Annotated in this window: 17 protein-coding genes; 10 read left to right on the forward strand and 7 right to left on the reverse strand. The window is 73.0% G+C overall.

What is annotated here, in order from left to right; translation table 11 throughout:
• Positions 1 to 3: 3 nt before the first annotated feature.
• Together FLW16_RS27210 and FLW16_RS27215 are read left to right on the forward strand one after the other, a co-directional pair.
• Positions 4 to 4188: an alpha-(1->3)-arabinofuranosyltransferase gene (locus FLW16_RS27210; protein WP_260615629.1), complete on the forward strand. Its 4185-nt coding sequence runs from the start codon at positions 4 to 6 to the stop codon at positions 4186 to 4188.
• Positions 4185 to 5180: a DUF3068 domain-containing protein gene (locus FLW16_RS27215; protein WP_142562979.1), complete on the forward strand. Its 996-nt coding sequence runs from the start codon at positions 4185 to 4187 to the stop codon at positions 5178 to 5180. The genes FLW16_RS27210 and FLW16_RS27215 overlap by 4 nt, the downstream gene beginning before the upstream one ends.
• On the opposite strand, the gene FLW16_RS27220 is transcribed toward FLW16_RS27215, so the two are convergent.
• Together FLW16_RS27220 and FLW16_RS27225 are read right to left on the reverse strand one after the other, a co-directional pair.
• Positions 5121 to 5891 carry a class I SAM-dependent methyltransferase gene (locus FLW16_RS27220; RefSeq protein WP_142562980.1) on the reverse strand — a complete coding sequence of 257 codons (771 nt, stop codon included), beginning with the start codon at positions 5889 to 5891 and terminating at the stop codon, positions 5121 to 5123. The genes FLW16_RS27215 and FLW16_RS27220 overlap by 60 nt on opposite strands.
• 1916 nt (positions 5892 to 7807) lie before the next feature.
• Positions 7808 to 9055: an acyltransferase gene (locus tag FLW16_RS27225; RefSeq protein ID WP_260615630.1), complete on the reverse strand. Its 1248-nt coding sequence runs from the start codon at positions 9053 to 9055 to the stop codon at positions 7808 to 7810.
• 215 nt (positions 9056 to 9270) lie between these two features.
• On the opposite strand from FLW16_RS27225, the gene FLW16_RS27230 reads away from it, so the two are divergent.
• The 4 genes from FLW16_RS27230 to FLW16_RS27245 are packed head-to-tail and all read left to right on the forward strand — an operon-like array spanning position 9271 to position 13287.
• Positions 9271 to 10200 (forward strand): DUF3068 domain-containing protein, encoded by a 930-nt coding sequence (locus FLW16_RS27230; protein ID WP_142562982.1) that lies wholly within the window; start codon positions 9271 to 9273, stop codon positions 10198 to 10200.
• A 51-nt stretch (positions 10201 to 10251) separates the two neighbouring features.
• Positions 10252 to 11166 carry a decaprenyl-phosphate phosphoribosyltransferase gene (locus tag FLW16_RS27235; RefSeq protein WP_142563010.1) on the forward strand — a complete coding sequence of 305 codons (915 nt, stop codon included), beginning with the start codon at positions 10252 to 10254 and terminating at the stop codon, positions 11164 to 11166.
• Positions 11145 to 12515, forward strand: coding sequence for an FAD-binding oxidoreductase (locus tag FLW16_RS27240; RefSeq protein WP_185949611.1), 1371 nt, complete (start codon positions 11145 to 11147; stop codon positions 12513 to 12515). The genes FLW16_RS27235 and FLW16_RS27240 overlap by 22 nt, the downstream gene beginning before the upstream one ends.
• A gap of 22 nt (positions 12516 to 12537) precedes the next feature.
• Positions 12538 to 13287: a decaprenylphospho-beta-D-erythro-pentofuranosid-2-ulose 2-reductase gene (locus tag FLW16_RS27245; RefSeq protein ID WP_142562983.1), complete on the forward strand. Its 750-nt coding sequence runs from the start codon at positions 12538 to 12540 to the stop codon at positions 13285 to 13287.
• Between the two features lie 61 nt (positions 13288 to 13348).
• Here FLW16_RS27245 and FLW16_RS27250 read toward each other — a convergent pair whose 3' ends face one another.
• The 5 genes from FLW16_RS27250 to FLW16_RS27270 form a co-directional block, all read right to left on the reverse strand.
• Positions 13349 to 14494: a S1 family peptidase gene (locus FLW16_RS27250; protein WP_142562984.1), complete on the reverse strand. Its 1146-nt coding sequence runs from the start codon at positions 14492 to 14494 to the stop codon at positions 13349 to 13351.
• Between the two features lie 206 nt (positions 14495 to 14700).
• A complete protein-coding gene (locus tag FLW16_RS27255; protein ID WP_142562985.1) occupies positions 14701 to 15321 on the reverse strand; it encodes a hypothetical protein in 621 nt (206 codons plus the stop codon).
• 105 nt (positions 15322 to 15426) lie between these two features.
• On the reverse strand, positions 15427 to 16092 hold the full coding sequence (locus FLW16_RS27260; RefSeq protein WP_142562986.1) for a response regulator transcription factor: 666 nt from the start codon (positions 16090 to 16092) through the stop codon (positions 15427 to 15429).
• On the reverse strand, positions 16089 to 18086 hold the full coding sequence (locus FLW16_RS27265; RefSeq protein WP_142562987.1) for a sensor histidine kinase: 1998 nt from the start codon (positions 18084 to 18086) through the stop codon (positions 16089 to 16091). The genes FLW16_RS27260 and FLW16_RS27265 overlap by 4 nt, the downstream gene beginning before the upstream one ends.
• Positions 18087 to 18188: 102 nt before the next feature.
• Positions 18189 to 19151, reverse strand: coding sequence for a LysR family transcriptional regulator (locus FLW16_RS27270; RefSeq protein ID WP_142562988.1), 963 nt, complete (start codon positions 19149 to 19151; stop codon positions 18189 to 18191).
• A 258-nt stretch (positions 19152 to 19409) separates the two neighbouring features.
• On the opposite strand from FLW16_RS27270, the gene FLW16_RS27275 reads away from it, so the two are divergent.
• From FLW16_RS27275 to FLW16_RS27290, 4 genes are all read left to right on the forward strand, one after another.
• Entirely contained in the window at positions 19410 to 20525 is a 1116-nt protein-coding gene (locus FLW16_RS27275; protein WP_142562989.1) for a nitronate monooxygenase family protein, read from the forward strand.
• 126 nt (positions 20526 to 20651) lie between these two features.
• Complete coding sequence (locus tag FLW16_RS27280; protein WP_142562990.1) at positions 20652 to 21536, forward strand: LysR family transcriptional regulator; 885 nt, start codon at positions 20652 to 20654, stop codon at positions 21534 to 21536.
• Between the two features lie 90 nt (positions 21537 to 21626).
• Positions 21627 to 22082 (forward strand): VOC family protein, encoded by a 456-nt coding sequence (locus tag FLW16_RS27285; RefSeq protein WP_142562991.1) that lies wholly within the window; start codon positions 21627 to 21629, stop codon positions 22080 to 22082.
• Between the two features lie 88 nt (positions 22083 to 22170).
• Positions 22171 to 23130, forward strand: a complete 960-nt coding sequence (locus FLW16_RS27290; RefSeq protein ID WP_260615631.1) for a damage-control phosphatase ARMT1 family protein — start codon at positions 22171 to 22173, stop codon at positions 23128 to 23130.
• Positions 23131 to 23187 lie beyond the last annotated feature (57 nt).

The following is a 23187-nucleotide window of genomic DNA, read 5'->3' on the forward strand; positions in this document are numbered from 1 at the left end:
CCCGTGTCCGTTGACGTCTCGGTCCAGCCGCAGGAGCCCGGTCCCTCCGGGGAGGCGATGACTCCGGCGCCGGAGGAGATCGCCGGGGCCCCGCAGCCGGCCCCCGCCGCCCGCTCCGCGCCGCCGGGCCGGGCGATGCGGCACCGGCTCCGGCTGCTGGCGGGCTGCCTGCTGCTCGCGGCCGTCGCCTTCAACACCGCGCCCGGCGCGGTGATCTCCGAGACCAAGCTCGACATGGCGGTCAACCCCCTGGGGTTCCTCTCGCGCGCGCTGCACCTGTGGGATCCGGCCTACTTCGGCCACCTGCAGAACCAGGCGTACGGCTACCTCTTCCCGATGGGCCCGTTCTACGTGCTCTTCCGGGCCATGGACATGCCCGCCTGGGACATCCAGCGGCTGTGGATGTCGCTCGTGCTGTGCGCGGCGTTCCTCGGGACCGAGCGACTGGCCCGGGCCATGCGGATCGGCTCGCCCGGCACCCGGATCCTCGGCGCCCTCGCCTACGCCCTGGCCCCGCACGCGCTGGCCCTGATCGGGATCAACTCCTCGGAGTTCCAGCCGAGCGCCGTGCTGCCGTGGGTGCTGCTGCCACTGGTCTACGGGACGCGGGAGGGCGCGAGCCCGCGCCGGGCCGCCGCGCTGTCGGCCGCCGCGTTCCTGTTCGCGGGCGGCGTCAACGCGGCGGCGGAGCTGGCCGTGCTCGTCGTCCCGCTCGTCTACCTGCTCAGCCGCCGCCACGGCGGGCGCACGTGGGCCCTGCTCGGCTGGTGGCTGCTGTTCGTCGGCCTCGTGTCGATGTGGTGGATCGTCCCGCTGCTGCTGCTCGGGCGCTACATCTTCTCGTTCCTGCCGTTCATCGAGACGGCGTCGGCGACCACCAGCGTCACCTCACTGGTGAACACGCTGCGCGGCACGTCCAGCTGGATCTCGTTCCTGCCGGTGGACGGGCAGCCGTGGCTGCCCGCGGCCTACGACCAGGCCACCGTGCCGTGGCTGGTCGCCGCCACGGCGCTGGTGGCCGGGCTCGGGCTGACCGGCGTCGTCCGCAGGGCGACCCCCGAGCGGACGTTCCTGGTCCTGTCAGTGATCGCCGGCCTGCTGATCGTCACCGCCGGCCACGCGGGCGACCTCGCCCATCCCTGGACCGGCCAGGTCAGGGACCTGCTCGACGGGCCGCTCGCGCCCTTCCGCAACCTGCACAAGTTCGACGCGCTGATCCGGCTACCGCTGGCGCTCGGCCTGGCCGCGCTTCCCGTCGCCCTGCCGATCACAGGGCCGGTGCGCCTGCGCAGGCCGGTCACCGCCGTGGCGGCCGGGCTGCTCGCGCTCACGATCGTGCCGGTCGCGACGGCCGGGGTGACCGCCCGCGGCTCCTTCGCGGACCTCCCCGCCTACTGGCGCGAGGCGGCGGCCTGGCTGAACCGCAACGCGGGCGACGGCATGGTGCTCGCCATGCCCGGCTCGGCCCGGGGCGAGTATCTGTGGGGCCGCCCGCTCGACGAGCCCATGCAGTCGCTGCTGACCGTGCGCTGGGCCACCCACGCCAACGTGCCGTGGGGATCGCCCGGCCTGGCCCGGGTCGTGCAGGCGGTGGACGAGCGCTTCGCCACCGGGCACGGCTCGCCCGGCCTGACCGAGGCCCTGCGCCGGGCCGGGGTGACCTACCTGCTCATCCGCAACGACCTGGTCAGGGAGACGCTCGGGACCGCCTGGCCCGCCCGGGTGCACCAGACCCTGCAGGACTCCGGGCTGTCCAGGACCGCCGAGTTCGGGCCGCTGGTCGGCCTGACCGCGAACGGCACCGCCTCGGGCTGGCTCGACCAGCCCTACCCGGCGCTGGAGGTCTACAAGATCCCCGGAACGGCACCGCTCGCCTCGACCGTGCCCCGTGCGGGCACGCTGCACGTGGAGGGCGCCCCCGAGGCCGTGCTCGACCTGGCCGAGGAGGGACTGCTCACCGGCGACCGCCCGGTGCTCGTGGGCGACGAGCCGGGCGCGGCGGCGATCCCCGCCCGCGACATGATCCTCACCGACACACTGCGCAAACGGGACATTGTGTTCGGTGACGTACGGCGCATCGCGTCGGCGACGCTGACGGGCAACCAGGCGCCGGTCTCGACCGACCTCACCGATCCGGCCTGGTCGGCGGCCACCTCGACCGCCCGCTACCTCGACGTGAAGGACGTCACCGCCTCGTCGGCGGACTCCGCCGTCACGGCCGCCGTGGGCCAGCGCGACCCGGGGCGGCAGCCGTACGCCGCGCTCGACGAGGATCCGCGCACGGGATGGCGGTCGGACGGCTGGCACGGCGCGGCCGGAGAGTGGCTGGAGGTCCGCTTCACCGGCGAGGTGGATCTGACCGAGATCTCGGCGGCCTTCGAGCAGGGGGCGATCGGCCCGCCGGTGGCGGAGGTCGCGCTGGAGACCGAGCGCGGTGTCCGCCGTGTCGCGGTGGCGCGGACCGACGCGCTCCAGCCGCTGCGCCCGGCGCCAGGGAAGAGCTCGTGGCTGCGGATCCGGGTGACCAGGCTCGCGTACGAGCCGAGGACCGCGCTCGGCAGCCGGGTCGGCATCACCGACCTGCGCATTCCGGGCGTGCGGGCGGTGCGGACCATCTCGGTGCCGGACACATCCAACACGGGCACCGGCACGGGCGACCCGGGCACCGTGCTGCTCACCAAGCAGGGGGACGCCGACGCGTGCATGCGGGGCTCGGTCACCTGGACCTGCTCCTCACGGCTGCAGATCATCGGTGAGGACGGTTACGGTTTCGACCGGCTCATCCCGGTGGCGCGCGACGGCGTGCGCACGGTGCGCGGGCAGGCCGTGCTCACCGATCCGAAGGCGGCGGACCTGATCACCACGCTGCCGAACCAGTATCCGCACGTCAGCGCGTCGTCCACGGCGGCCGAGCACGGGGCCGTGCTGGGCCGCCAGGCGATGGACGGCGATCCCTCGACGCTGTGGTACGCCCAGCCGTTCGACCGGCATCCGACGCTGTCGATCGACCTGGGCAGGACCAGGACGTTCTCCCGGATCCGCGTGCTGTTCCCCGACTCGGCGCAGGGCATCCCGCCGGTGAGGCTCACGCTGCGCGCCGGCGCAGCGCTCTCGGAAACAAGGGCGGTGCAGGGCTGGGTGGACCGTGACGGCGTGTTCACGTTCCCCGCGCTGAAGACGCGGAAGTTCACCATCGAGTTCACCGCGCCCGCCTCCCGCGCGATCGAGGTGGCCGAGATCGCCATCCCCGGGGTGAAGCCCCTCGGCGGCCTCGGCGCCATCCCGCTGCGGCTGCCCTGCGGCTATGGCCCGACGCTGCGGGTGGACGGCGACGACGTGCCGACCCGGGTGGTCGGCGGCACGCTCGACGACGTGCTCAACGGCCGTCCGCTGACCTATTCGGGGTGCGCGCCCGTGCACCTGACCGAGGGCCGCAGCCGGGTCAGCATGGCGCCGGGCGACGCCTTCCGGGTGCGCTCGGTGGTGCTGGACGACGGAGCGGGAGAGGCCAGGGTGGGAGAGAAGAGCGCGGCGGTGACCGCGACCCCCGCCACGGTGACGTCGTGGGGGCCGCAGGAGCGCCGCCTCCGGGTCACCGCCGCCGCGCCGTCCTATCTGGTGGTGAACGAGAACTACAACGCCGGCTGGCAGGCGTACCTCGACGGCGCGCGGCTGACACCCGCACGCCTCGACGGGTGGCGGCAGGCCTGGGAGCTGCCGGCCGGCGGCGGCGAGGTGGTGCTGCGTTACGAGCCCGACCCGGCCTACCGCATCGCGCTGCTCGCCGGGCTGGGCCTGGCCCTCGTGGTGGTGGCCCTGGCGCTGGTGCGCGGCCGCTCGCGGCTGCGCGCCGTGGGGCCGGGCCGCGTCCGCACGCCGTGGGTGTGGATCGCGGCGCCGGTCGCCGGGCTGTGGGCCGGGGGCGTGGCGGGCGTGGTCGTCGTCGCCGCCGCGCTGGCGGTGTTCCTGTGGCTGCGCGGGATCGCGGGCGCCCAGCACGCGGGGCCGAGCCGCCTTCGGGCCTTCGCGCGCCACGCCGCCTCCGCGTGGGTGGCGCTCGTCGCGCTCGGCCTCGCCGGGCTCGCCCAAGCCTCCGGGCAGGGCCCGGCCGCCGACGCGCTCTGTCTCGTCGTGCTCGCCCGGCTGCTGGCCGCCGTACGGGACCAGCAGGGGGAGGTGGCTCGATGACGGGCGCGTTCGTACGGCTTCGGCGCACGCTCCTCCTGGCGGGCATCGCCTTCCTGATCACCGTGGGAGCGCTGTTCCACTTCTACGTCTACCCGCGCACCACGGTCCTGCCGCTGGAGCAGACCCGCGTCCAGCGGCTCGTCTCGCCCTCGGCCACCTACCTCGACACCGCCACCTTCCGGCTGCACCGGAACGTGCCGGTGCAGAACACGGTGGCCGTCTACGGCGATCCGCAGGCGGGCGACGACCGTACGGCCGTCTGGGTGGAGTTCTCCTCGCTCGACACCCGCGACGGCGAGCGCGTGGACTACCACGAGCGCCGTACGGCCTTCGACCGGCGGACCGGCCTGGCCGTCGAGTGCTGCGGGGAGTACGTCGACGACGACCCCGGCGTACGGCAGACCGGGCTGGCCTTCCGCCTGCCCGCCGGGGCCGAGCCGCGCTCGTACACGATGTTCGACCCGGTGCTGCGGCGGGAGGCGCCGATGCGGTTCGAGCGCGAGGAGATCGTCGAGGGCGTGCCGACCTACCGCTACACCTACTCGGCCGGGCCGGTGAAGACGGCCGACCTGCCCGGCCCGGTGCCCGGCACGACGGTCGGGATGCCGGGGGAGGAGCGGGTCGCCGTGGCGAGGTACACCGAGATCACCCGCACGATCTGGGTCGAGCCGGAGAGCGGGCTGACCGTGCGCACCCAGGAGCGGCGGCGCGACACGCTGCGCACGTTCGACCAGGTCGAGCGGCAGGTCGCCTTCGACGCCGACCTGATGACGAGCACCGCCGAGGTGCGCGCCTTCGCGGACGAGGCGGCCAGGTTCCGCCGGTGGATCCTGCTGACGCGCGAGTGGATCCCGCTGGCGTGCGGCCTGCTCGCCGCCGTGCTCGCCGTGGTGCTCGCCGTCGCCTCCCGGATCGCGACCCGGCCGAGGGGGTCAGCGGCGGCGCAGCACCAGCAGCAGGTTCCAGGTCACGATCTCGCGAACGCCGGGTAGATGGATCACCGGGGTCGCCCAGCGAGGGTGGTAGCGCGGGAGGGCGTCGACGAGGTCGGCGCCGGGATGCCGCCTGGCCCACGCGAGCGCCCGGGCCACCGAGACGGCGTACAGGCTCGTGCCGTACACGTTCTTGGGGGAGCGGCCGTGGCGGCGCGCGTAGCGGCGCGCGGCGTGGTGCCCGCCCAGGTAGTGCCACGGCGAGGTCTCGTGGCCTCCCCAGGGCGACAGCCAGTTGGTGAACGACAGGTAGACGATGCCGCCCGGCCGCGTCACCCGCACCATCTCGTCGCCCATCCGCCACGGATCGGGCACGTGCTCCAGCACGTTGGAGGAGAAGCACACGTCGACGGAGCCGCTCTTCATCGGCAGGTCGAGGGCGCTGCCGAGCACCGCGCCGTCGGGGACGGAGCCGGTGCGCGCGCTCATCTCCCCGGCGTCGCAGTCGACGCACACCGGCCGCGCGCCCACGGCGCGCAGCGCGTCGGTGAAGTAGCCGGGCCCGCCGCCGACGTCCGCGACGAGCGCGCCGTCGAGGTCGGCGTACGCCGCGAGCTGGGCGACGGTGTCACGGGCGAGCAGGCCGTAGAAGAAGTCGGGGTCGGTCTGCTCCTTGCGGAAGGCGCTGAACAGGCGAATCGAACGGGCCAGGTCGGCGCGGAACAGCTCGGCGTGCACGACGTCCCTCTCCTGTCGGGTGCGCCGGAGCATAACACCCCTTTTGTACCCCCTTCTGCCCCATGGCGCTGGGAGAATCCCGATGACTCAGATCGTGCGTACCGGACGGCCGGGCATCGCGCTGCCGCGATGGCGCGAGGCCCTGGCGAACCCTGTCATGATCACGGCGGTCCTGCTGGTCGCGGCGTCGCTGGCGGTCCGGATCCCCGTCCTGACGTCCTCCTCCTTCGTCGAGGACGACTTCCTGTTCGTGGGCGACGCCTACGAGCACTCCCTGACGTTCGACTTCCTGTTCCGCGTCCACAAGGGTCACCTGATGCCGGGGGCGCTCGGGCTCACCTGGGTGCTGTCGCGGCTGTCGCCGTACGACTGGCTGCTGGTCTCGGCGGTCACGTTCGCCGTCCAGGCGGCCGTGGCGGTCATGCTGCTGCGGCTGCTCGTGCGGCTGTTCGGCGCGCGGCCCGGGATCCTGCTGCCGCTCACCCTCGGCCTGTTCTCGCCGCTGACGGTGCCGGCGTTCGGCTGGTGGTCGGCCGCCGTCAACGCGGTGCCGCTCCAGCTCGCGCTGGTCATGGCTCTGGCGGCCCAGGTCAGGTGGGCCAGGGAGGGCGGGACGCGGCACGCCCGCCGGGCCTTCTACTGGGTCCTCGCCGGCATGGCGTTCAGCACGAAGGGGGTCTTCGTCCCGTTCCTGCTGTTCGCGCTGACCACGTCGCACCTGCGGCCGTGGACGGGCCCGTGGATCGCGCTCATGCTCCGCGAGCTGCGCTCCCACTGGCGGCTGTGGGGCTCGTACGTGCTGCTGATGGGCGGATACGCGGCGCTGTACCTCGCCCGCCGCGGCACCGCGCCTGGCGAGGGCGCGGCCGTCCCGGCGCCGGGCGACGCGGCCGACCTGCTGGGCCGCCTGCTCGGCCAGGTCTTCCCCGCCGGGGTGGTCGGCGGGCCGTTGTCGTGGGGCCCGGTGCTGCCCAACGGCGGTCTTGCCGACCCCAGCCCGCTGCTGGTGGCCGCCGGATGGGCCGTGCTCGCCGCCCTGGTGGTCGCCACCGTGCTGTGGCGGCGGAGGGCGGCGCGCGCCTGGCTGGTCCTGGCGGGCTATCTGGTCGCCGCGGACGGCGTGCCGACGGCGATCGCACGGGGGACCGGGCTCACCCAGGTCGTCGGCTCCGAGACCCGCTACGTCGCGGACGCCGCGATCGTGCTCGCGGTCTGCCTGGGGCTCGCGCTGCTGCCCCTGCGGGACGAGGCCGAGCCCTACCGGCGGCCGATTCCCGCCGGGAGCGGGCTGCCGACGGCGGCGGGCCTCCTCGCGGGCGCCTACCTCGCGATGTCGATCGTGTCGATCCAGAACTACCGCGACACGCTGTCGGGAGACCGGGTGCGGGCCTACCTGGCCGCCGTACGGGCCTCCCTCGCCAAGGCCCCGGACACGGCGGTGATCTACTCAAGCCCGCTCCCCGAGGACATCGTGCTGCCGTGGAACGGCAACCGCAGGCTCAGCCACCACCTGCTGGCCCCGCTCGCCCGGCCCGCGCTGCGCGCCCGGATGCGCGTGCCCGAGCCGTCGGAGCACGCGCTCGTCTTCGACGACAAGGGCGGGCTCGCGCCGGCCGAGGTGAAGGCGTCGATCGGGGTGGTGCCGCCGGGAGGCCGCTCGTGCTTCCCGCTCTTCGGCGACGTGATCTTCTTCCCTGACGTCGTGTCCTTCGGCGGGCCGGGGCCGATCGCCGGGCTGGCCTACACCGCCAAGCGCGCCGGCACCGGTAGCTACGAGATGAACGGGCAGCGGGGGCAGTTGCGGTTCCACGCCACCGGCTCCGGCGGCGCGCTGGTGCAGTTCCCGGTCACGGCCATCGGCAAGGGGCTGCTGATCCGGCTGGACGACCCGGCGGCGGTCTGCCTGAAGGGCTTCGCCTACGGCGACCCGGTGCCCGGAGCACCCGCCCCTACGGCCGCGGCGCCGCCGCCGCCGTCCCCGTCGGCGTCTCCGACTCCGTCGGCGTCCCCTTCGGCGTCCCCTTCCGCGAAGAGGTCGCCAAGCGGGCGAGGCGCCTCGCCGGCTCCTCGACGAAGCGATGGGTGAGCGTGGCGAGCAGCAGCGTGAGCGCGCCGACCACGACCAGGTTGCCGGCGAAGTTGCCGCTCCACGCCTGCTGCTGGGTGAAGTCGTACCAGAGATACAGGGCCACGAACTGCCACAGGAACACGCCGTAGGACACCCGGCCGAGGAAGCGCATGACCCGGCTGCCCAGGAAGCGGCCGTACGGCGAGCCCCCGGCCGGCAGCAGCGCGGCCGGGGTCACCAGCCCGGCCGCCACGGTGGCGTACAGGGCCAGCTCCGACAGGTCCGCCCAGACGCCGTCCACGCCGCTGAAGCGCGTGCCGGTCAGCGGCGAGGCCGCCACGGCGTACGCGAGGGCGGCGACGAGCAGGAACGAGCCCGCCGATGCGCCCACGGCCCGGACGAACCGGTGCGCCGGGCCGTTCTCGCCGTCTTCCCGCCCGCTCTCCTCCTGGCGGGCCCACTCGGAGACGACGGCCAGCGCCATGCCGACCGCGAAGAACACCCAGGCCCGGGGGAGCCAGGTGTTCAGGTAGGGCCGGTAGACGGGGAAGTAGGTGAGCAGCGCCCACGCGAACGACGAGGCGGCCAGCACGGCGACGCCGGTCAGCAGCCGCCGGGCGCGGGTGTCGAGACCCGGGCCGCCGCGCCGGGCGTACGCCGCCAGCGCGGCGGCGACCAGCGGCAGCAGCACGTAGAAGGCGGCCTCGACGCACAGGCTCCACATCTGGGCGAGCCCGCGCGGCCCGAGGCCGAACCACCAGGGGTGGATCTCGTAGGTCTGGCCGAGCAGCAGCAGTTGCAGCCACGTCTTGACGTCTCCGACGTGCGGCCCGGCCCACAGCACCATCGCCACGACCACGACCAGCCAGTACGCCGGGAGGATGCGCAGGGCGCGCTTGATCAGGTAGACGCGGGTGTCCGGGGGACGCTCGCCGAGCAGCGCGGCGCGCGCGTAGGGCCGGTAGAGGAGCAACCCGGACAGTGCGAAGAAGATGGGGACCGCGACGTCTCCCCGGGCGAGCAGGCTGCTGAAGAAGTTGTCCCGCAACGCCGCCGCCGACTCGATCGCGACGTGGAAGACGAGGACGGCGACGGCAGCGAGCGCCCGCACGCCGTCGAGGGCGTCCACATGTCCGGATGGAACCCGACCGGAAAGCACGGGTGTGTCACGAACGGGTTGCGAACCGGCCGGTAACATGTCACGAGTCGCCGTCGAGCTAGAACCTGTTTCGGTCACTTTTCCGCATCCCTGGTGACGTCGGTCACTGCCCCGTCTAACATACAGCGAAATAGGAACGTGTTTCAGGACAAATAGGCAGTAACTGGCCTGCCCCAGGAGGAGCGATGCGCCGCGGATTGGGAGTGGTCCTCGTAGGACTCGGGGCGTTCCTTGTCGTTCTCGCGCCGCTGCTGAGGTTCCAGGTCGCGGACAAACTCGTGCAGGCGCCGGCGAACCAGTACAGCATCACGCGGCTGACCGCCGAGAACGCGCAGTACTTCAGCAAGCGGGATCTGAAGGTCCTCACCGGCACCCTCGACATCACGGTCACGACCAGGGGCGACGTCAAGGAGGCCAAGGACGACCACGTCGTGTGGGACCAGTTCACCAACGCCAACGACGTGACCAACAACAATCCGCAGATCTCCATGTCGCAGTTCCGCAGCGCGTTCAACAAATACAACGGACAGGGCGTCACCTGCTGCGGCACGAGCGTGAACAGCGGGTCGGGCGCGCAGCCGGTGCAGTTGCAGGGCCAGATCTTCCTGTTCCCGTTCGGCGTCGAGAAGAAGACCTACCAGGTGTTCAACACCGACACCCGCAAGGCGTACGACGCGACGTTCGACGGCGAGGACACGGTCAACGGCCTGCGGGTCTACCGGTTCGTGCAGCAGATCCCGCCGACGCCCATCGAGAAGCTCAGCGCGCCCGCCTCCGTGCTTCACATGAAGGGCAAGGGCGACATCCAGGTCGACCGCGTCTACGACGGCGTGAACACCTTCTGGGTCGAGCCGACCACCGGCGTCCCGGTCAAGCAGGAGCAGCAGCGCCACGAGGTGCTGAAGACGGCCGACGGCGTCGAGCGGATGCCCGCCCTCATCGCCACCGCCTCGTTCACGCCGCAGACCGTCGGCGAGCTCGTCCAGACGGCCCGCGACAACATGGCCCAGATCACGCTGATCAAGACGACGCTCCCGCTGGTGGCGCTCATCCTCGGGCTCGCGCTCGCCGTCGTCGGGGTGTGGCTGCTGCTGCGGCCGGGCCGCGTGGACTGACCCGGGAAAGCCGGCCGAGCCGTGAAACGGGACAGCACCCTGAACCCGCCGATGGGCCCGCCGGTGGCGACGCCTCCGGCGGGCACGCCCTCCCGGCGCTCGCGCGCGGCGGGGCTGCTGCGGGCCTGCCGGCCCCGGCAGTGGCTCAAGAACGCGCTCGTCTTCGCCGCCCCGGCCGCCGCAGGAGTGCTGACCACCGGGGCGGGACTGCGCGGTTCGCTCGTCGCGTTCGCCGCCTTCTGCCTGGCCGCCAGCGGCTCCTACCTCTTCAACGACGCGGCCGACGTGGCCGCCGACCGGCGCCACCCCCGCAAGCGGCTGCGCCCGATCGCGGCCGGGATCGTGTCCGTACGGCTCGCGCGGACCGCGGGCGCGGCGCTGCTGGCGGCCGGCCTGCTCACCGGGCTCGCGGGCGGGTGGCCGCTCGCCGCCGTCGTCGCCGCCTATCTGACGCTCACCTTCTCCTACACCCTCTGGCTCAAGCACCAGCCCGTGGTGGACCTGGTCGCGGTGGCCGGCTGCCACGTCGTGCGCGCCTACGCGGGGGCGGTCGCCGTGGCCGTGCCGGTGACGAGCTGGTTCCTGGTCGTCGTCTCGCTCGGCTCGCTGCTGCTGGTGGCCGGCAAGCGGGAGGCCGAGCTCCGCGCCGGGCCGGGGGACGGCCAGGTCACCCGGGCCACGCTGGAGACGTACACCGCGAGCTACCTCGGCCATGTGCGCGTCATGGCCTCGGGGGCGATGATCGTCACCTACTGCCTGTGGGCGCTCCAGGAGCACACCGGGCCGGCCAAGGCGTTCTGCGCGCTCAGCATCGTGCCGTTCGTGCTGGTCGTGCTGCGGCACGCGCTGCTGGTCGACCGTGGGGTGGGGGAGGAACCCGAGGAACTGGTGCTGCGTGACCGGCCGCTCCAGGTCTTCCTCGCGCTGATGCTGATCCTGCTGGCATGCGGTATCCAACTGGCATGACGCTGCTGACGGGATGGGGGCGCACCGCGCCCACGCGTGCGACGGTGGCCCGCCCGCGCACCGCCGAGGAGGCCGCAGAACTCGTGGCGAAGGCGGGCCGGCGCGGGGTCGTGGCCCGCGGCCTCGGCCGCGCGTACGGCGACGCCGCGCAGAACGCGGGCGGGCTCGTGCTCGACTGCACGGCGCTCGAGCCATCGTGGAGCCTGGGTCCGTGGCGCTTGGACTCCGGGGGGCTCGTCACCGCGTCGGCGGGGGTCAGCCTGCACGACCTCATGACCGCGCTCGTCCCGCGCGGCTGGTTCGTGCCGGTGACCCCCGGCACCCGGTACGTCACTGTCGGCGGGGCCGTCGCGGCCGACGTGCACGGCAAGAACCACCACGTGGACTCCTCCTTCGGGGCCCACCTGCGCTCGCTGCGCCTGCTCACCGCCGACGGAAGCGTGCGTACGCTCGAACCGGGCGACGACCTGTTCTGGGCGACCGTGGGCGGCATGGGGCTGACCGGCGTCATCGTCGAGGCGACGTTCCAGTGCGTGCCGATCGAGACCGCGTGGATGCGGGTGGACGTCGAGCGCACCCGCGACCTCGACCAGACCCTGGAGACGATGGCCGCGACCGACGACGGTCACCGCTACACGGTCGCGTGGATCGACCTGCTCGCGCGGGGCGGGCGGATGGGCCGGGGCGTGCTCACCCGCGGCGACCACGCCGAGCCCGGCGACCTGCCCGCCCGCGCGCGCGGGAACCCCCTCGCCTTCGCGCCGCGGCCCCTGCTGTCCGCCCCGCCCTGGGCGCCCGGCGGCCTGCTCAACCGGGCCACGGTGCGGGCCTTCAACGCCGCCTGGTACGGCAAGGCCCCCGCCGCCCCGCGCCGGATCGTCCAGGGCGTCGCGCCGTTCTTCCACCCTCTTGACGGGGTGGGCGGCTGGAACCGGATGTACGGCCCGCGCGGCTTCGTGCAGTACCAGTTCGTGGTGCCGCTCGGGGCGGAGGACACGCTGCGCCGGGTGGTCGAGCGGCTGTCCGGCGCGGGGGTCGTGTCGTTCCTGACCGTGTTGAAGCGGTTCGGGGCGGGCACGCCCGGCATGCTGTCGTTCCCGATGCCCGGGTGGACGCTGGCCCTGGACATCCCGGCCGGGCAGAGCGGGCTGGCCGCGATGCTGACCGAGTTCGACGGCTGGGTCGCCGCGGCCGGGGGCCGCCTCTACCTGGCCAAGGACTCCCGCATGTCGGCCGCCACCATGGCCGCGACGTACCCGCGGCTGGGGGAATGGCGGGAGATCCGGCGCCGGGCCGACCCGGACGGCGTCTTCGTCTCCGACCTCGCCCGTAGGCTGCGCCTGTGCTGATTCCGTCGTCGAGGGAGTGGCTGTGAGGAACGCGCTGGGCTCGGTCGACACCGTCCTGCTGCTCGGCGGGCGCAGCGAGATCGGCCTCGCGATCGTGGAGCGGCTGGTCCGGCGGGGCGCCCGCCGGGTCGTGCTCGCCGCACGCGGCGCGATCGCACCCGTCGAGGATTTGGAACGGCTCGGGGCCGAGGTCCACGTGCTGGACTTCGACGCCGCCCGCCCGGAGACGCACGCCGCCCTGATCGAGGAGGCCGCCGCCAAGGCCGGCGACCTCGACGTGGTGATCCCGGCGTTCGGCGTGCTCGGCAGCCAGGCGGTCTACGACGCCGACCCGGTGGCCGCCGCCCGCGACGTCGCGGTCAACTTCGGCGGCCACGTCTCGATCGGCCTGGCCGCGGCACGCCGGCTGCGCGAGCAGGGCCACGGCACGCTCGTCGTGCTGTCGTCGGTGGCCGGGGTGCGGGTGCGGAAGGCCAACTTCGTGTACGGCTCGGCCAAGGCCGGGCTGGACGGCTTCGCCCAGGGACTGGCCGACGCGCTGCACGGCTCCGGGGCCCGGGTCGTGGTCGTCCGGCCGGGGTTCGTGATCGGCCGGATGACGCGGGGGATGACCCCCGCCCCGATGTCGGTGACGGCGGCCGAGGTCGCGGACGCGGTCGTGGATGCCCTGGACACGCGGAAGGTGACCGTATGGGTGCCCGCGCGGCTGCGGCTCGCGTTCGCCGTCATGCGCCTGCTGCCCCGGCCCCTATGGCGAAGGCTCCCCCGCTGAGCAGCTCCCCCGACGAACCCGGTGACGGGCCGGCGGGGGAGCCTCCTTCGATCGGCCGGGATCAGCTGGTGACCAGCGTCAGTCCGTAGACCGACAGGGCCTCGTTGACGGGCTGGAAGTAGGTGGTGCCGCCGGAGGAGCAGTTGCCCGAGCCGCCGGAGGTCATGCCCTGGGCCTGGCTGCCCGAGATGAACGAGCCGCCGGAGTCACCGGGCTCGGCGCAGACGTTGGTCCGGGTCAGCCCGCTGACCGTGCCCTGCGAGTAGCGGACGCTGGCGTTGAGCTGCTGGACGGTGCCGCAGTGCCAGCCGGTGGTCGAGCCGGCCCGGCAGATCGAGGAGCCGACGGCGGCGACGCTGGAGCCGCTCACCCTCGCGTTGCCGTACGACACGATGTTCGTGGGCGTCCAGTTGCTGTTGACCGAGACCCAGGAGTAGTCGTTGCCGGGGAACGAGGAGCCCTGGAAGGTGCCCTGCGCGACCCGGTTGTAGCCGGTCGTGGTGTTGCCGGCGCGGCCGCAGTGGCCGGCGCTGACGAAGCCGGGCGTGCTGCCCCTGCGCACCGGGAAGCCGATGGAGCAGCGGGCGGAGCTGTTGATGTAGTACGCGTCGCCGCCCTGCAGGTTGTAGAAGGTCTGCGGCTGCTCGTTCGACTGCTCGACGCGTACGGCCGACTTGTCGGCGCCGCTCGCGGCCACGAAGGCCGCGGCCTCGGCGGTGTTGGAGGACAGCACGACGACGCTGTTGCTGAGCACGTCGACGTACCAGACGGACGTGGAGGCGGGCGCGTCTGCGGCGGCCCGGTCCAGCGCGGCCTCGGCGGAGTCGAGGGCGGCGAGGTTGCGGCTGACGATCTTCGGCTGCGCACCGGCGGCCAGCACCGCGCCCGCCTTGGAGGCGTCGGAGGTGGCGACGATGAAGCTCTCGGAGGTGGCGCCGGAGACCCAGGATCCGGCGTAGGCGTCGCCGATCGCGGCGCGGACCTTGGCGTCGGTGGACATGGCCTTCGCCTCGTTGGCCAGGCGGGCGTCGACCTGGGCGGGGGTGAGCCCGAGGTCGCGCTGCATGGCGTCCACCATCGCGGGCGGGGGCTTGACGGCGGAGGAGGCGGGAGAGTTGTTCGGCTCGGCCATGGCGGGGGTGGCGACCGTGGCGAGGGCCGTGACGGCCAGAGCGCATCCGGCGAGTACGGTGCGTCTGTGGAGCATGTGGGGCTCTCCTTGTCTGTGGGGGGTGCCGTCAACGTAACCGACCTCCGCTGTCACGTGGATCTATCAGTTCGCCCCTATCACCGAGTTATGGAACCGCCCTCGTCTGGAGATTCGCTGGCCCGAAATTGGCCGCCCCCGCACGGCTTCCGGCACGGTAACCGGCCCGGGTCGCCTGGAGGGAGCGTGTGCAAAACGCCCCGCCATCAGGGGTTTCGGGCCGGTCGCGCGTCCTCGGCGGCTTCCCGCCGCTCACGGGACGGCAGCGCCGCGAAGAGCCACGGACCGGCCAGCAGCAGGCCACCGGCACCGGCGGCCACCGGGCCGAAGTTCGTCAAGCCGAAGTTCACGACGACGAGCGGGCCGGTGAGCCCGAGTGCGAGCGCGACCGATCGTGGAAGCGTGCCGCGCCGACCGGCTCGTGCGCCCCACACGATCGTGGTGACGGCCAGCACGATCGCCGCGGCGGCGAACGCCCAGAAACCGGCGTTGCTTCCCCACCAGATGGCGCTGTCCGGCAGGCCGGCTCGCTGCGCGTCGGCCGACAGCGGCCGGTCCTGCAGCGGACCGACCCAGAACTCCAACGCCACTCCGGCGGTGGCCGTGGCCGCGGCGCCCACGCCGAGCGTCGCCGTGGCCTCGCCCGCACGGCGCCGCAGCAGCACGCACAGCCACACCAGGACCGCGAGAACCAGGGCGTAGCAGCGGTTGGCGGTGTCGTAGCCGGTGCCCGCCGGCACCGTTCCGGCCTGCTGGCCGAAGTAGGGCTGCAAGATCGTGAAGCCGAGCGCGAAGAGCACCGCGACCAGCCTGGTCGTGCGGGACATGGAAGCCTCCGAGTCACCTGGGTGCCGCCGACCGGCACCGACGCCAGTCACCGTCGCGGTCCCCCGGTCCCGCCCGGTAGTGCGCGCGGTCCCGTCACGGTCCCTCTACTCTCGGCCCAGCCCCGCCTCCCGGGCGCGCACGATCGCCTCCGCGCGATCGGCCACCTGCAGCTTGTCGAAGATGGAGGTGATGTAGTTCTTCACCGTCTTGGGGCTGAGGTGCAGCCGCTGGGCGATCGCGGCGTTGCTCTTCCCGGCGGCGATCGCGTCAAGGATCTCGCGCTCGCGATCGCTCAGTTCCGGGAACGCCTCGCGGGCACCCGGCGGCCCGCCGCCGAGAAAAGCCGAGATCCGCGCGGCGACGGCGGGTCCGAATAACGCCTCACCGGCGGCGACGGCGCGCACCGCCCGCAGGAACTCGGCGCCCTCGCATCCCTTGAGCACGTAGCCCCGCGCACCGGCGCGCAGCGCGGCGAAGACGAAGTTGTCGTCCTCGTTCATCGTGAGCACGAGCACGGCGGTACGGGGATGGTCGCGCACCACCCTCCGGGTGGCTTCCAGACCGGACAGCACCGGCATGGTCAGGTCCATCACCACCACGTCGGGCTCGTGCTCGGCCACCGCCGCGAGCGCCGCCTCGCCGTCGCCGGCCTCCGCCACCACGCGGTGCCCCCCGATCTGTTCGAGCAGCATGCGGAGCCCGTGCCGGAACAGCGGATGGTCGTCGGCCAGGACGACGCGCAGCGAGGGACCGGGGTCGGCGTCGATCATCGTGGCTCCAGCGGCAGACGCGCCGCCACCTGTGTGCCCCCGGCGGCGCGGGAACGGGTGTCCACGGCGCCGCCCAGTTCGGCGGCGCGCTCCCGCATGCTCTCGGTGCCCACACCCGGCACGGCGTCCGGCCGCAGACCGGTCCCGTCGTCCTGCACGCACACGGTGAGCTCGCCGTCCCGAGCCGCGACGTCCACGGTCACCCGCCGCGCGCCGGAGTGCCGGACGGCGTTGGTCACGGCCTCCTGCACGATGCGGTAGGCCGCGACCTCCACGGCCGCCGACAGCGCGGGCAGAGGGGCGCAACGGACGGAGACTGCGGGGCCGCCGGGCGAGATCCGCTCGGCCACCCGATCGAGGGCCGCCGGCAGGCCGAGGTCGTCCAGCTCGGCCGGGCGCAGGTCGCTCACCACGCGCCGCATGTCGGCGACCACGTGCGCCGCGCTGCGGCGCACCTCCGCGAGCAGCTCACCGGCCGCGCGTATGTCGCGGGTCAGCTGCGCCTCGGCGACGTCGAGTTGCAGGGTGATGGCGGCGAGCGCAGGCCCGAGCCCGTCGTGCAGGTCCCGGCGCAGCCGGCGGCGCTCCTCCTCGCGGGCGGCCACCAGCCGCTCCCTGGACCGGCGGAGTTCGGCGGCGAGCCGGTCAGAGCGCAACGCCGGGCCGGCGGACCGTGCCAGGTCTTCGAGCAGCTCGCGGTCCCGCCGGCCGAAGGTCTCCCCTGGCGCACGGGGAGCCACGAGGAGCTCGCCCTCCTCCTCGCCGTCGATGACGATGGGCAGTCGCAGCGCCGCGGGCGGCAGGGTGCCGGTGGCCGCGACAACCGTGCCGTTCCTGCCGACAAGGCTCGCCGCCGGAACCCGCAGCGTCCGACAGACCAGCTCGGTCACGCCGTCGAGCGCGCCACCCGGGCGCCTGGCCGCGGCCAGCCTGTGTCCGAGAGCCGAGAGGACCGCGTACGGGTCGTCCCGGTCGCCGAACAGCACGCGCGAGACGGCACGCTGGACGACGGTGCGCAGCGGGGCGAACCCCAGGGCCACTCCGACGGTGGCGACCGTCACCGGCACCGTGGGGAACCGATGGCGCAGCAGGCCCGTCGTGACGAAGATCAGCGCTGCGTACACGGCGCCGAGCAGCACGGCGAGTACCAGGTAGACGACCGAGCGGCGCAGCACCAACTCGATGTCGAACAGCCGGTGCCGAAGCACCGAGACGGCGACGGACACCGGGATCAGCGGCAGCACCACCGCCTGCACCAGAGGTCCGGCCGCCGGTCCGCCGCCGAGCTCCTGCACCGCCTTCACCGTGACGAGCGCGAGGACGACCACGACCACCGCGACGAGGACGGGCAGCAGGGCCCGGCGCATGTCCCGGTCGCTGGTCATCCAACGCCGGACGAACGATGCGACGGCCACCACGGAACAGGTCAGATAGAGCACGAATGCCGGCCCCACCGCGGCGGCGGCGCCCGGGACACCCACCGGGTTGGTCAGCAGCTCTCCTGGCCGGCCCTGTATGGTCGGCTGCGCCATCGCCACCAGGGTCGCGAGGCCGACCGTGCCTGCCGACAGGAGCAGGAACGGGCGCCACCGCCGGCCGGGCGGGCGACCGTCCGGAACGACGAAGGGCAGCACGGCCGTCAGCGTGCCGAGCCCTGGGAACCACAGCCAGTTCTCCGCCCAGGCGGCCAGGGGGACGCCGCGGAGCAGGAGCGCACCCGTGAGGACGTCCAGACCGTGGGCGGCGCCGATGCCGACGAGCAGCCACCCGACGGGGTTGCGTGGCCTGCGGGCCGCCACCAGCCCTCCCACCGCCGGATACACCAGGCCCTGAACCGAATCGACCAGCAGGTACGGCGACGGGTTCCCGCCGCCGAGGACAAGACCGACGGTGACGGTGACAAGGCTGCCGGCCCACGCTCCCGCGGCGGCCCACACCGCCGTCGGGCGTCGCGGCGAACCCCCTGCCTGGCGGGCCACCTCGAGACCGACCATGTCCGAATCATGGCCGGTCCTGCGGTCCCGTCACAAGGGGATCATGGTCCTGAAACCGTGGTCCTGAAACCGTGGCCCCGGTCAACCGGCGCACTCTGCAGGCTAGGGAACCGCTCCGTATTCGGGGTTGGTGACGAGCCAGTCGGCGTAGCGGGCGCTGCGCCGCACCGCGTCGGCGTACGCGGCCCGGGCATGGGCGGCGACGACGGGGGCGGCGGCCCGCGCGCCGATCGAGTCGGTGTGCCAGCCGAGCAGGTGCCGCCACCGCAGCGGAGCCCCGGCCAGCGGCATCATGACGAGCCCGGCGGTGAGCCGGAAGGTGGCCTGGCACAGGGCGACCGCCTTACCCACTCCGACCAGGTGCAGGCAGGTCCCCACGTCCGTCTCGTAGATGGACTCGGGGACGAACCCGGCCCGTGCGCAGGCGGCGGCGAAGCAGTCGGCGAAACAGCCGTCGCCGGGGGCGACCGTCCAGTGTTCGTCGGCGAGGCTGGACAGCTCCAGTTCCTTCTCCCCCGCGAGGGGGTGGTCCTCGGACAGGAGCACGAAGACCGGGTCGGTGCCGACCGTGGTCCAGTTCATCGCCTCGGCCGGGGGAGGCGGGCTGTCACCGCACGTCCCCAGTAGCACGAAGTCGAGTCGGCCGGCCACGGCGAGCGCGGTCAGCTCACCGGCCGACCATGAGGTGCGGGTGGTGACCGGGATGCCCGGCTGGTCGGCGGTCAGGCGCTCGACGAGCCCGCCGAGTATGGGCCCGTTCGTCGCGCCGATGCGGTAGCCGGGCAGTTTGACGGAGGTGTTGGCGAACCGCACCGCGTCCTCTTGGAGGTCCCGTACGGCGGGCAGCAGCACCCGGGCACGGGACAGCACCATCTCGCCGAGAGGAGTGGGACGGGCGCCGTTGCGGTCGCGTTCGAACAGCGGACCCCCGAGTGAGCGCTCGATGCGCTTGAGCTGAGCGGTGAGCGACGGTTGGGCGAGGCCGAGCCGGGTGGCCGCTTTCGTGACGCTTCCGGCTTCGGCGACCGCGTGCACGATTCTGAGGTGGCGGATCTCCAGATCCATAGGGGGAAGGTACGGCCCCCGTGGTATGGCCGCAATCCCGCATTGTCATGAAATCTGACTTTAACCGTGAGCTATCGCCACCCTTGTGACAGATGATGCCGCTGGGGTGCGTCGCAGAGAGGCGGCCACCGCGTGGAACGTGTTCTCGCGTGGGCCTTGGCCTCCTCTCGGTGGCTGGTTACCGTCTGGTAGGAACCCATCCGGTACGGCTTATTAGAACGCGTTGCAGTCTGCTGGGGGCCGACGTACGTTCGACGCATGCGGACACGTGTCACCGACATGTTCGGTATCGAGTTCCCCATCTTCGCCTTCAGCCACTGCCGGGACGTCGTCGCCGCGGTCAGCCGCGCCGGCGGCATGGGGGTGCTCGGCGCCCTGTACTTCACCCCGGAAGAGCTCGAGATCGAGCTGAAGTGGATCGACGACCACGTGGACGGCCGTCCGTACGGCGTGGACGTGGTGATGCCCGCCTCCTACGAGGGCGCGGACCTCGACGTGGACTCCCCGGCCGAACTCGTGGCGCGGCTGCAGGGGATGATCCCGCAGGGGCACCGGGCCTTCGTGGAGGACCTGCTGGCCCGCCACGGCGTGCCGCCGCTGGACGGCTCCGACTCCGGCAAGGTGCTGCTCGGCTGGACCGACGCGACCGCCCGGCCGCAGGTCGAGGTCGCGCTCCGGCATCCCATCGCGCTGCTCGCCAACGCCCTCGGCCCGCCGCCCGCCGACGTCGTGCAGCAGGCGCACGCGAAGGGCGTGAAGGTGGCCGCGCTCGCCTCCACGCCCCGGCACGCGATCAAGCAGGTCGAGGTCGGCGTGGACGTCGTCGTGGCGCAGGGCACCGAGGCGGGCGGCCACACCGGCGAGATCTCCACGATGGTGCTGATCCCGCAGGTGGTGGACGCGGTGGACGTGCCGGTCCTGGCCGCGGGCGGCATCGGCTCCGGCCGCCAGATGGCCGCGGGCATGGCGCTCGGCGCCGAAGGCGTCTGGACCGGCTCGATCTGGCTGGCCGTGGAGGAGGCCGACACCTCCGAGACCGTGCGGCAGCGCATCATCGCGGCCACCTCCCGCGACACGGTCAGGTCGCGGAGCTGGACCGGCAAGCCCGCCCGCCTGCTGAAGAACGAGTGGACCGACGCGTGGGAGTCGGCCGAGTCGCCCGGCACGCTGCCGATGCCGCTGCAGTTCATGCTGATCTCCGACGCGCTGCGGCGGATCGGCAGGTCGGACGCGACCGAGCTGGCCACGTTCCCCGCCGGCCAGATCATCGGTGCGATGAACCAGGTCAAGCCGGCGAGGCAGGTCGTCTTCGAGATGGTGGAGGAGTACATCGAGGCCATGGAGCGGCTCGGCCGCATCACCGGCGACGGGTGACGCCGCGGGCGGCAGGGGCCTCGCGCACCCACGCCCTCACCCCTGCCGCCCCGCCTTCCCCGATCGCTCGGCCGCTGCGATTCACGGCTCGATTGGCATCAGTGGCGGATCGCTAACCTGCGGGTTATGGAACGGCGTGACATAGAGATCTTTCTGACCCTGGCCGAGGAACTGCATTTCACCCGTACGGCCGAGCGGCTGGGCGTCAGCGGCGCCCGCGTCAGTCAGACGATCAAGCGGTTGGAGCGCCGGTTCGGTGTGGCACTGTTCCAGCGCACCAGCCGCCAGGTGGCGCTGACCCCGGTCGGCAGTGCGCTGCGCGAGGATGTGCAGGCGGGCTACCAACGCATACAAGAGGGCATCGCCAAGGCCATCGCCGCAGGGCGCGGCTTCTCCGGGACCTTGCGGGTGGGCTTTTCCAGCCCGCTGGTGGGGGAGGCCATCATGGCCGCCGCCGAGGCGTTCCGCACCCGTCATCCGGAATGCGAGGTGCGCATCCGCGAGGTGCACCTGTCGGACGCGTTCGGCGCGTTGCGAGCCGGCGAACTCGACGTGCAGATCACCGAACTGCCCGTGCGCGAGCCCGACCTGTCGAGCGGGCCGGTACTGCTGCGCGATGAGCGCATGCTGGCCGTATCCGCCCGGCATCCCTTCGCGCGGCGGGACAGCGTCACCGTGGAGGACCTCACCAGGGACACCGTTCTCGCGCCCACCGGCGCGCCCGAGTATCTGCTCGACGCGCTTATCCCGGCGCAGGCGCCCAGCGGGCGTCCCATTCAGCGGGCGCGGACGACGACCTCCCGGCAGGAGCTGCTGACGCTCGTCAGCGGCGGCGCCGGGGTGGCCGTGGTGGGCAACCAGGCCACTCGGTACCACGCCCGGCCCGACATCGTCTACGTGCCCATCGCCGACCTGCCGCCCATCGAGTACGGGCCGGTCTGGCCGGCCGGCGCTCAGACCGGCAGGGTGCGTTCGTTCATCACGCTCCTCCGCGCGGAGCTCGATCGCTGACTCAGAGGTTAACGATCGTTGCGGATTTCGTCGTTGTCGCAGGTAGACGGGGTGTCGAAGATGGAGACGCCAACGACGAGAGGAGGCATCATGACGAACCCCGTCCCCCAGGAGTACAAGGGCGGCGTCCCCTACCTCAACGTGCACGACGCGAAGGCGGCCATCGATTTCTACCGAAGGGCTTTCGGCGCGGAGGTGAGCATCGAGATCCCACGGCAGGGTGGCAAGATCGCTCACGCCGAGTTCCGGATCGGCGAGGCGGTCTTCATGCTGCGGGACGAATACCCCGAATACCACTTCCGCAGCCCGAAGACGATCGGCGGCACACCGGTCAACCTGCTGGTCTTCGTGCCGGACGTCGAGACGTTCGCCGAGCGGGCCATAGCTGCAGGAGCGCGCGTCATCCGGCCGCTGGAGATGCAGTTCCACGGTGATCTGCAGGTGGAGGTGGAGGACCCGTTCGGTCACTCCTGGTTCTTCGCCAGCCGCGTCACCGACATGACCGCACAGGAGCTGAAGGAGACGGCGTCAGCGGTGGACCTCTGATCGCCACCATATGATCGGAAGGGATCCCGTCAATCGTCCTGACTTGCACTGACGGTGCGGTCCCGCGAGCCGAAGGAGGATGCCGGGGATGAGTGGTGCCCGCGACGAGACCGTGGCGGACGCCCCGCCGATCATGGGGAACGTCCCCGGCTCCTACGCCCTGAGCGTCTTCAGGGAGCGACACCCCGTCCTCGTCCGCCAGGTCGCGCGGGCACTGCCGTACCCGCCCGACCGGCGGCGCGCGCTCGACCGGCTGCTCGACGAGGTCGTACGCGACGTCATGGAGCCGCTGGAGCCGTCGGCGCACGACGGCGCGGCCTGGGCCGAGTGGGGACGTGGCAAGATCGGCCGCCGCTATGTCGACGTGCCGTTCCTGTGGGGTGAGAGCTACTTCTACCGGAAGCTGCTTGAGGCCACCGGATACTTCGGCGACGGCCCGTGGCGCGGGGTCGACCCGTTCGGCCCCATGAAGCAGGCCGAACTCGAGGGCACTGTCGTGGACGGGGAGCTGGCGGCGCTCGACGGTACGGAGACGCTCTCCCCGGCCGAGCGGGCCGAGGCGCTGCTGCTCGGCTCGCTCTGGGGCAACCGCGCCGACCTGTCCTTCGGCGTCACCCTCAAGGGCGACCACGAGAGGGCGGCGGACCTGGTGGTGGACGACCGCCCGCTGCTGTGGTCGCTCATCGAGGCCGCCGCACCGGCAAGGATCTGCCTGGTCGCCGACAACGCGGGGCGCGAGTTGCTGCCCGACCTCGTGCTGGCCGACCACCTCCTCGCCCGCGGGCTCGCGGGTGAGGTCGTCCTCCACGTCAAGCCCTTCCCGTACTTCGTGTCCGACGCCACCCCGGCCGACGTGCTCGCATGCCTGCGGCGGCTCGCCGCCGCGCCCGGCAGCGCCGGAGAGGCGGGCGCCCCCCCCTCGGGGGGGGGGGGGGGGGGGGGCCCCCCCCCCCGGGCGGCTCCCCTCCCCTCCCCTCCCCTCGCCCACCCGGGCAAGCCGCCCCACCCACTGGGGGGGGTGGCGGTCGGCCCGCCTGCCGCCATCTAAAGGGGCCCGGACACACCGCGGCCCGTCGGGGGCCCGGCGGTGCGGGGCGGGCCCCCG

It is taken from the genome of Microbispora sp. KK1-11, assembly GCF_006874435.1.
Lineage (GTDB): Bacteria > Actinomycetota > Actinomycetes > Streptosporangiales > Streptosporangiaceae > Microbispora > Microbispora catharanthi.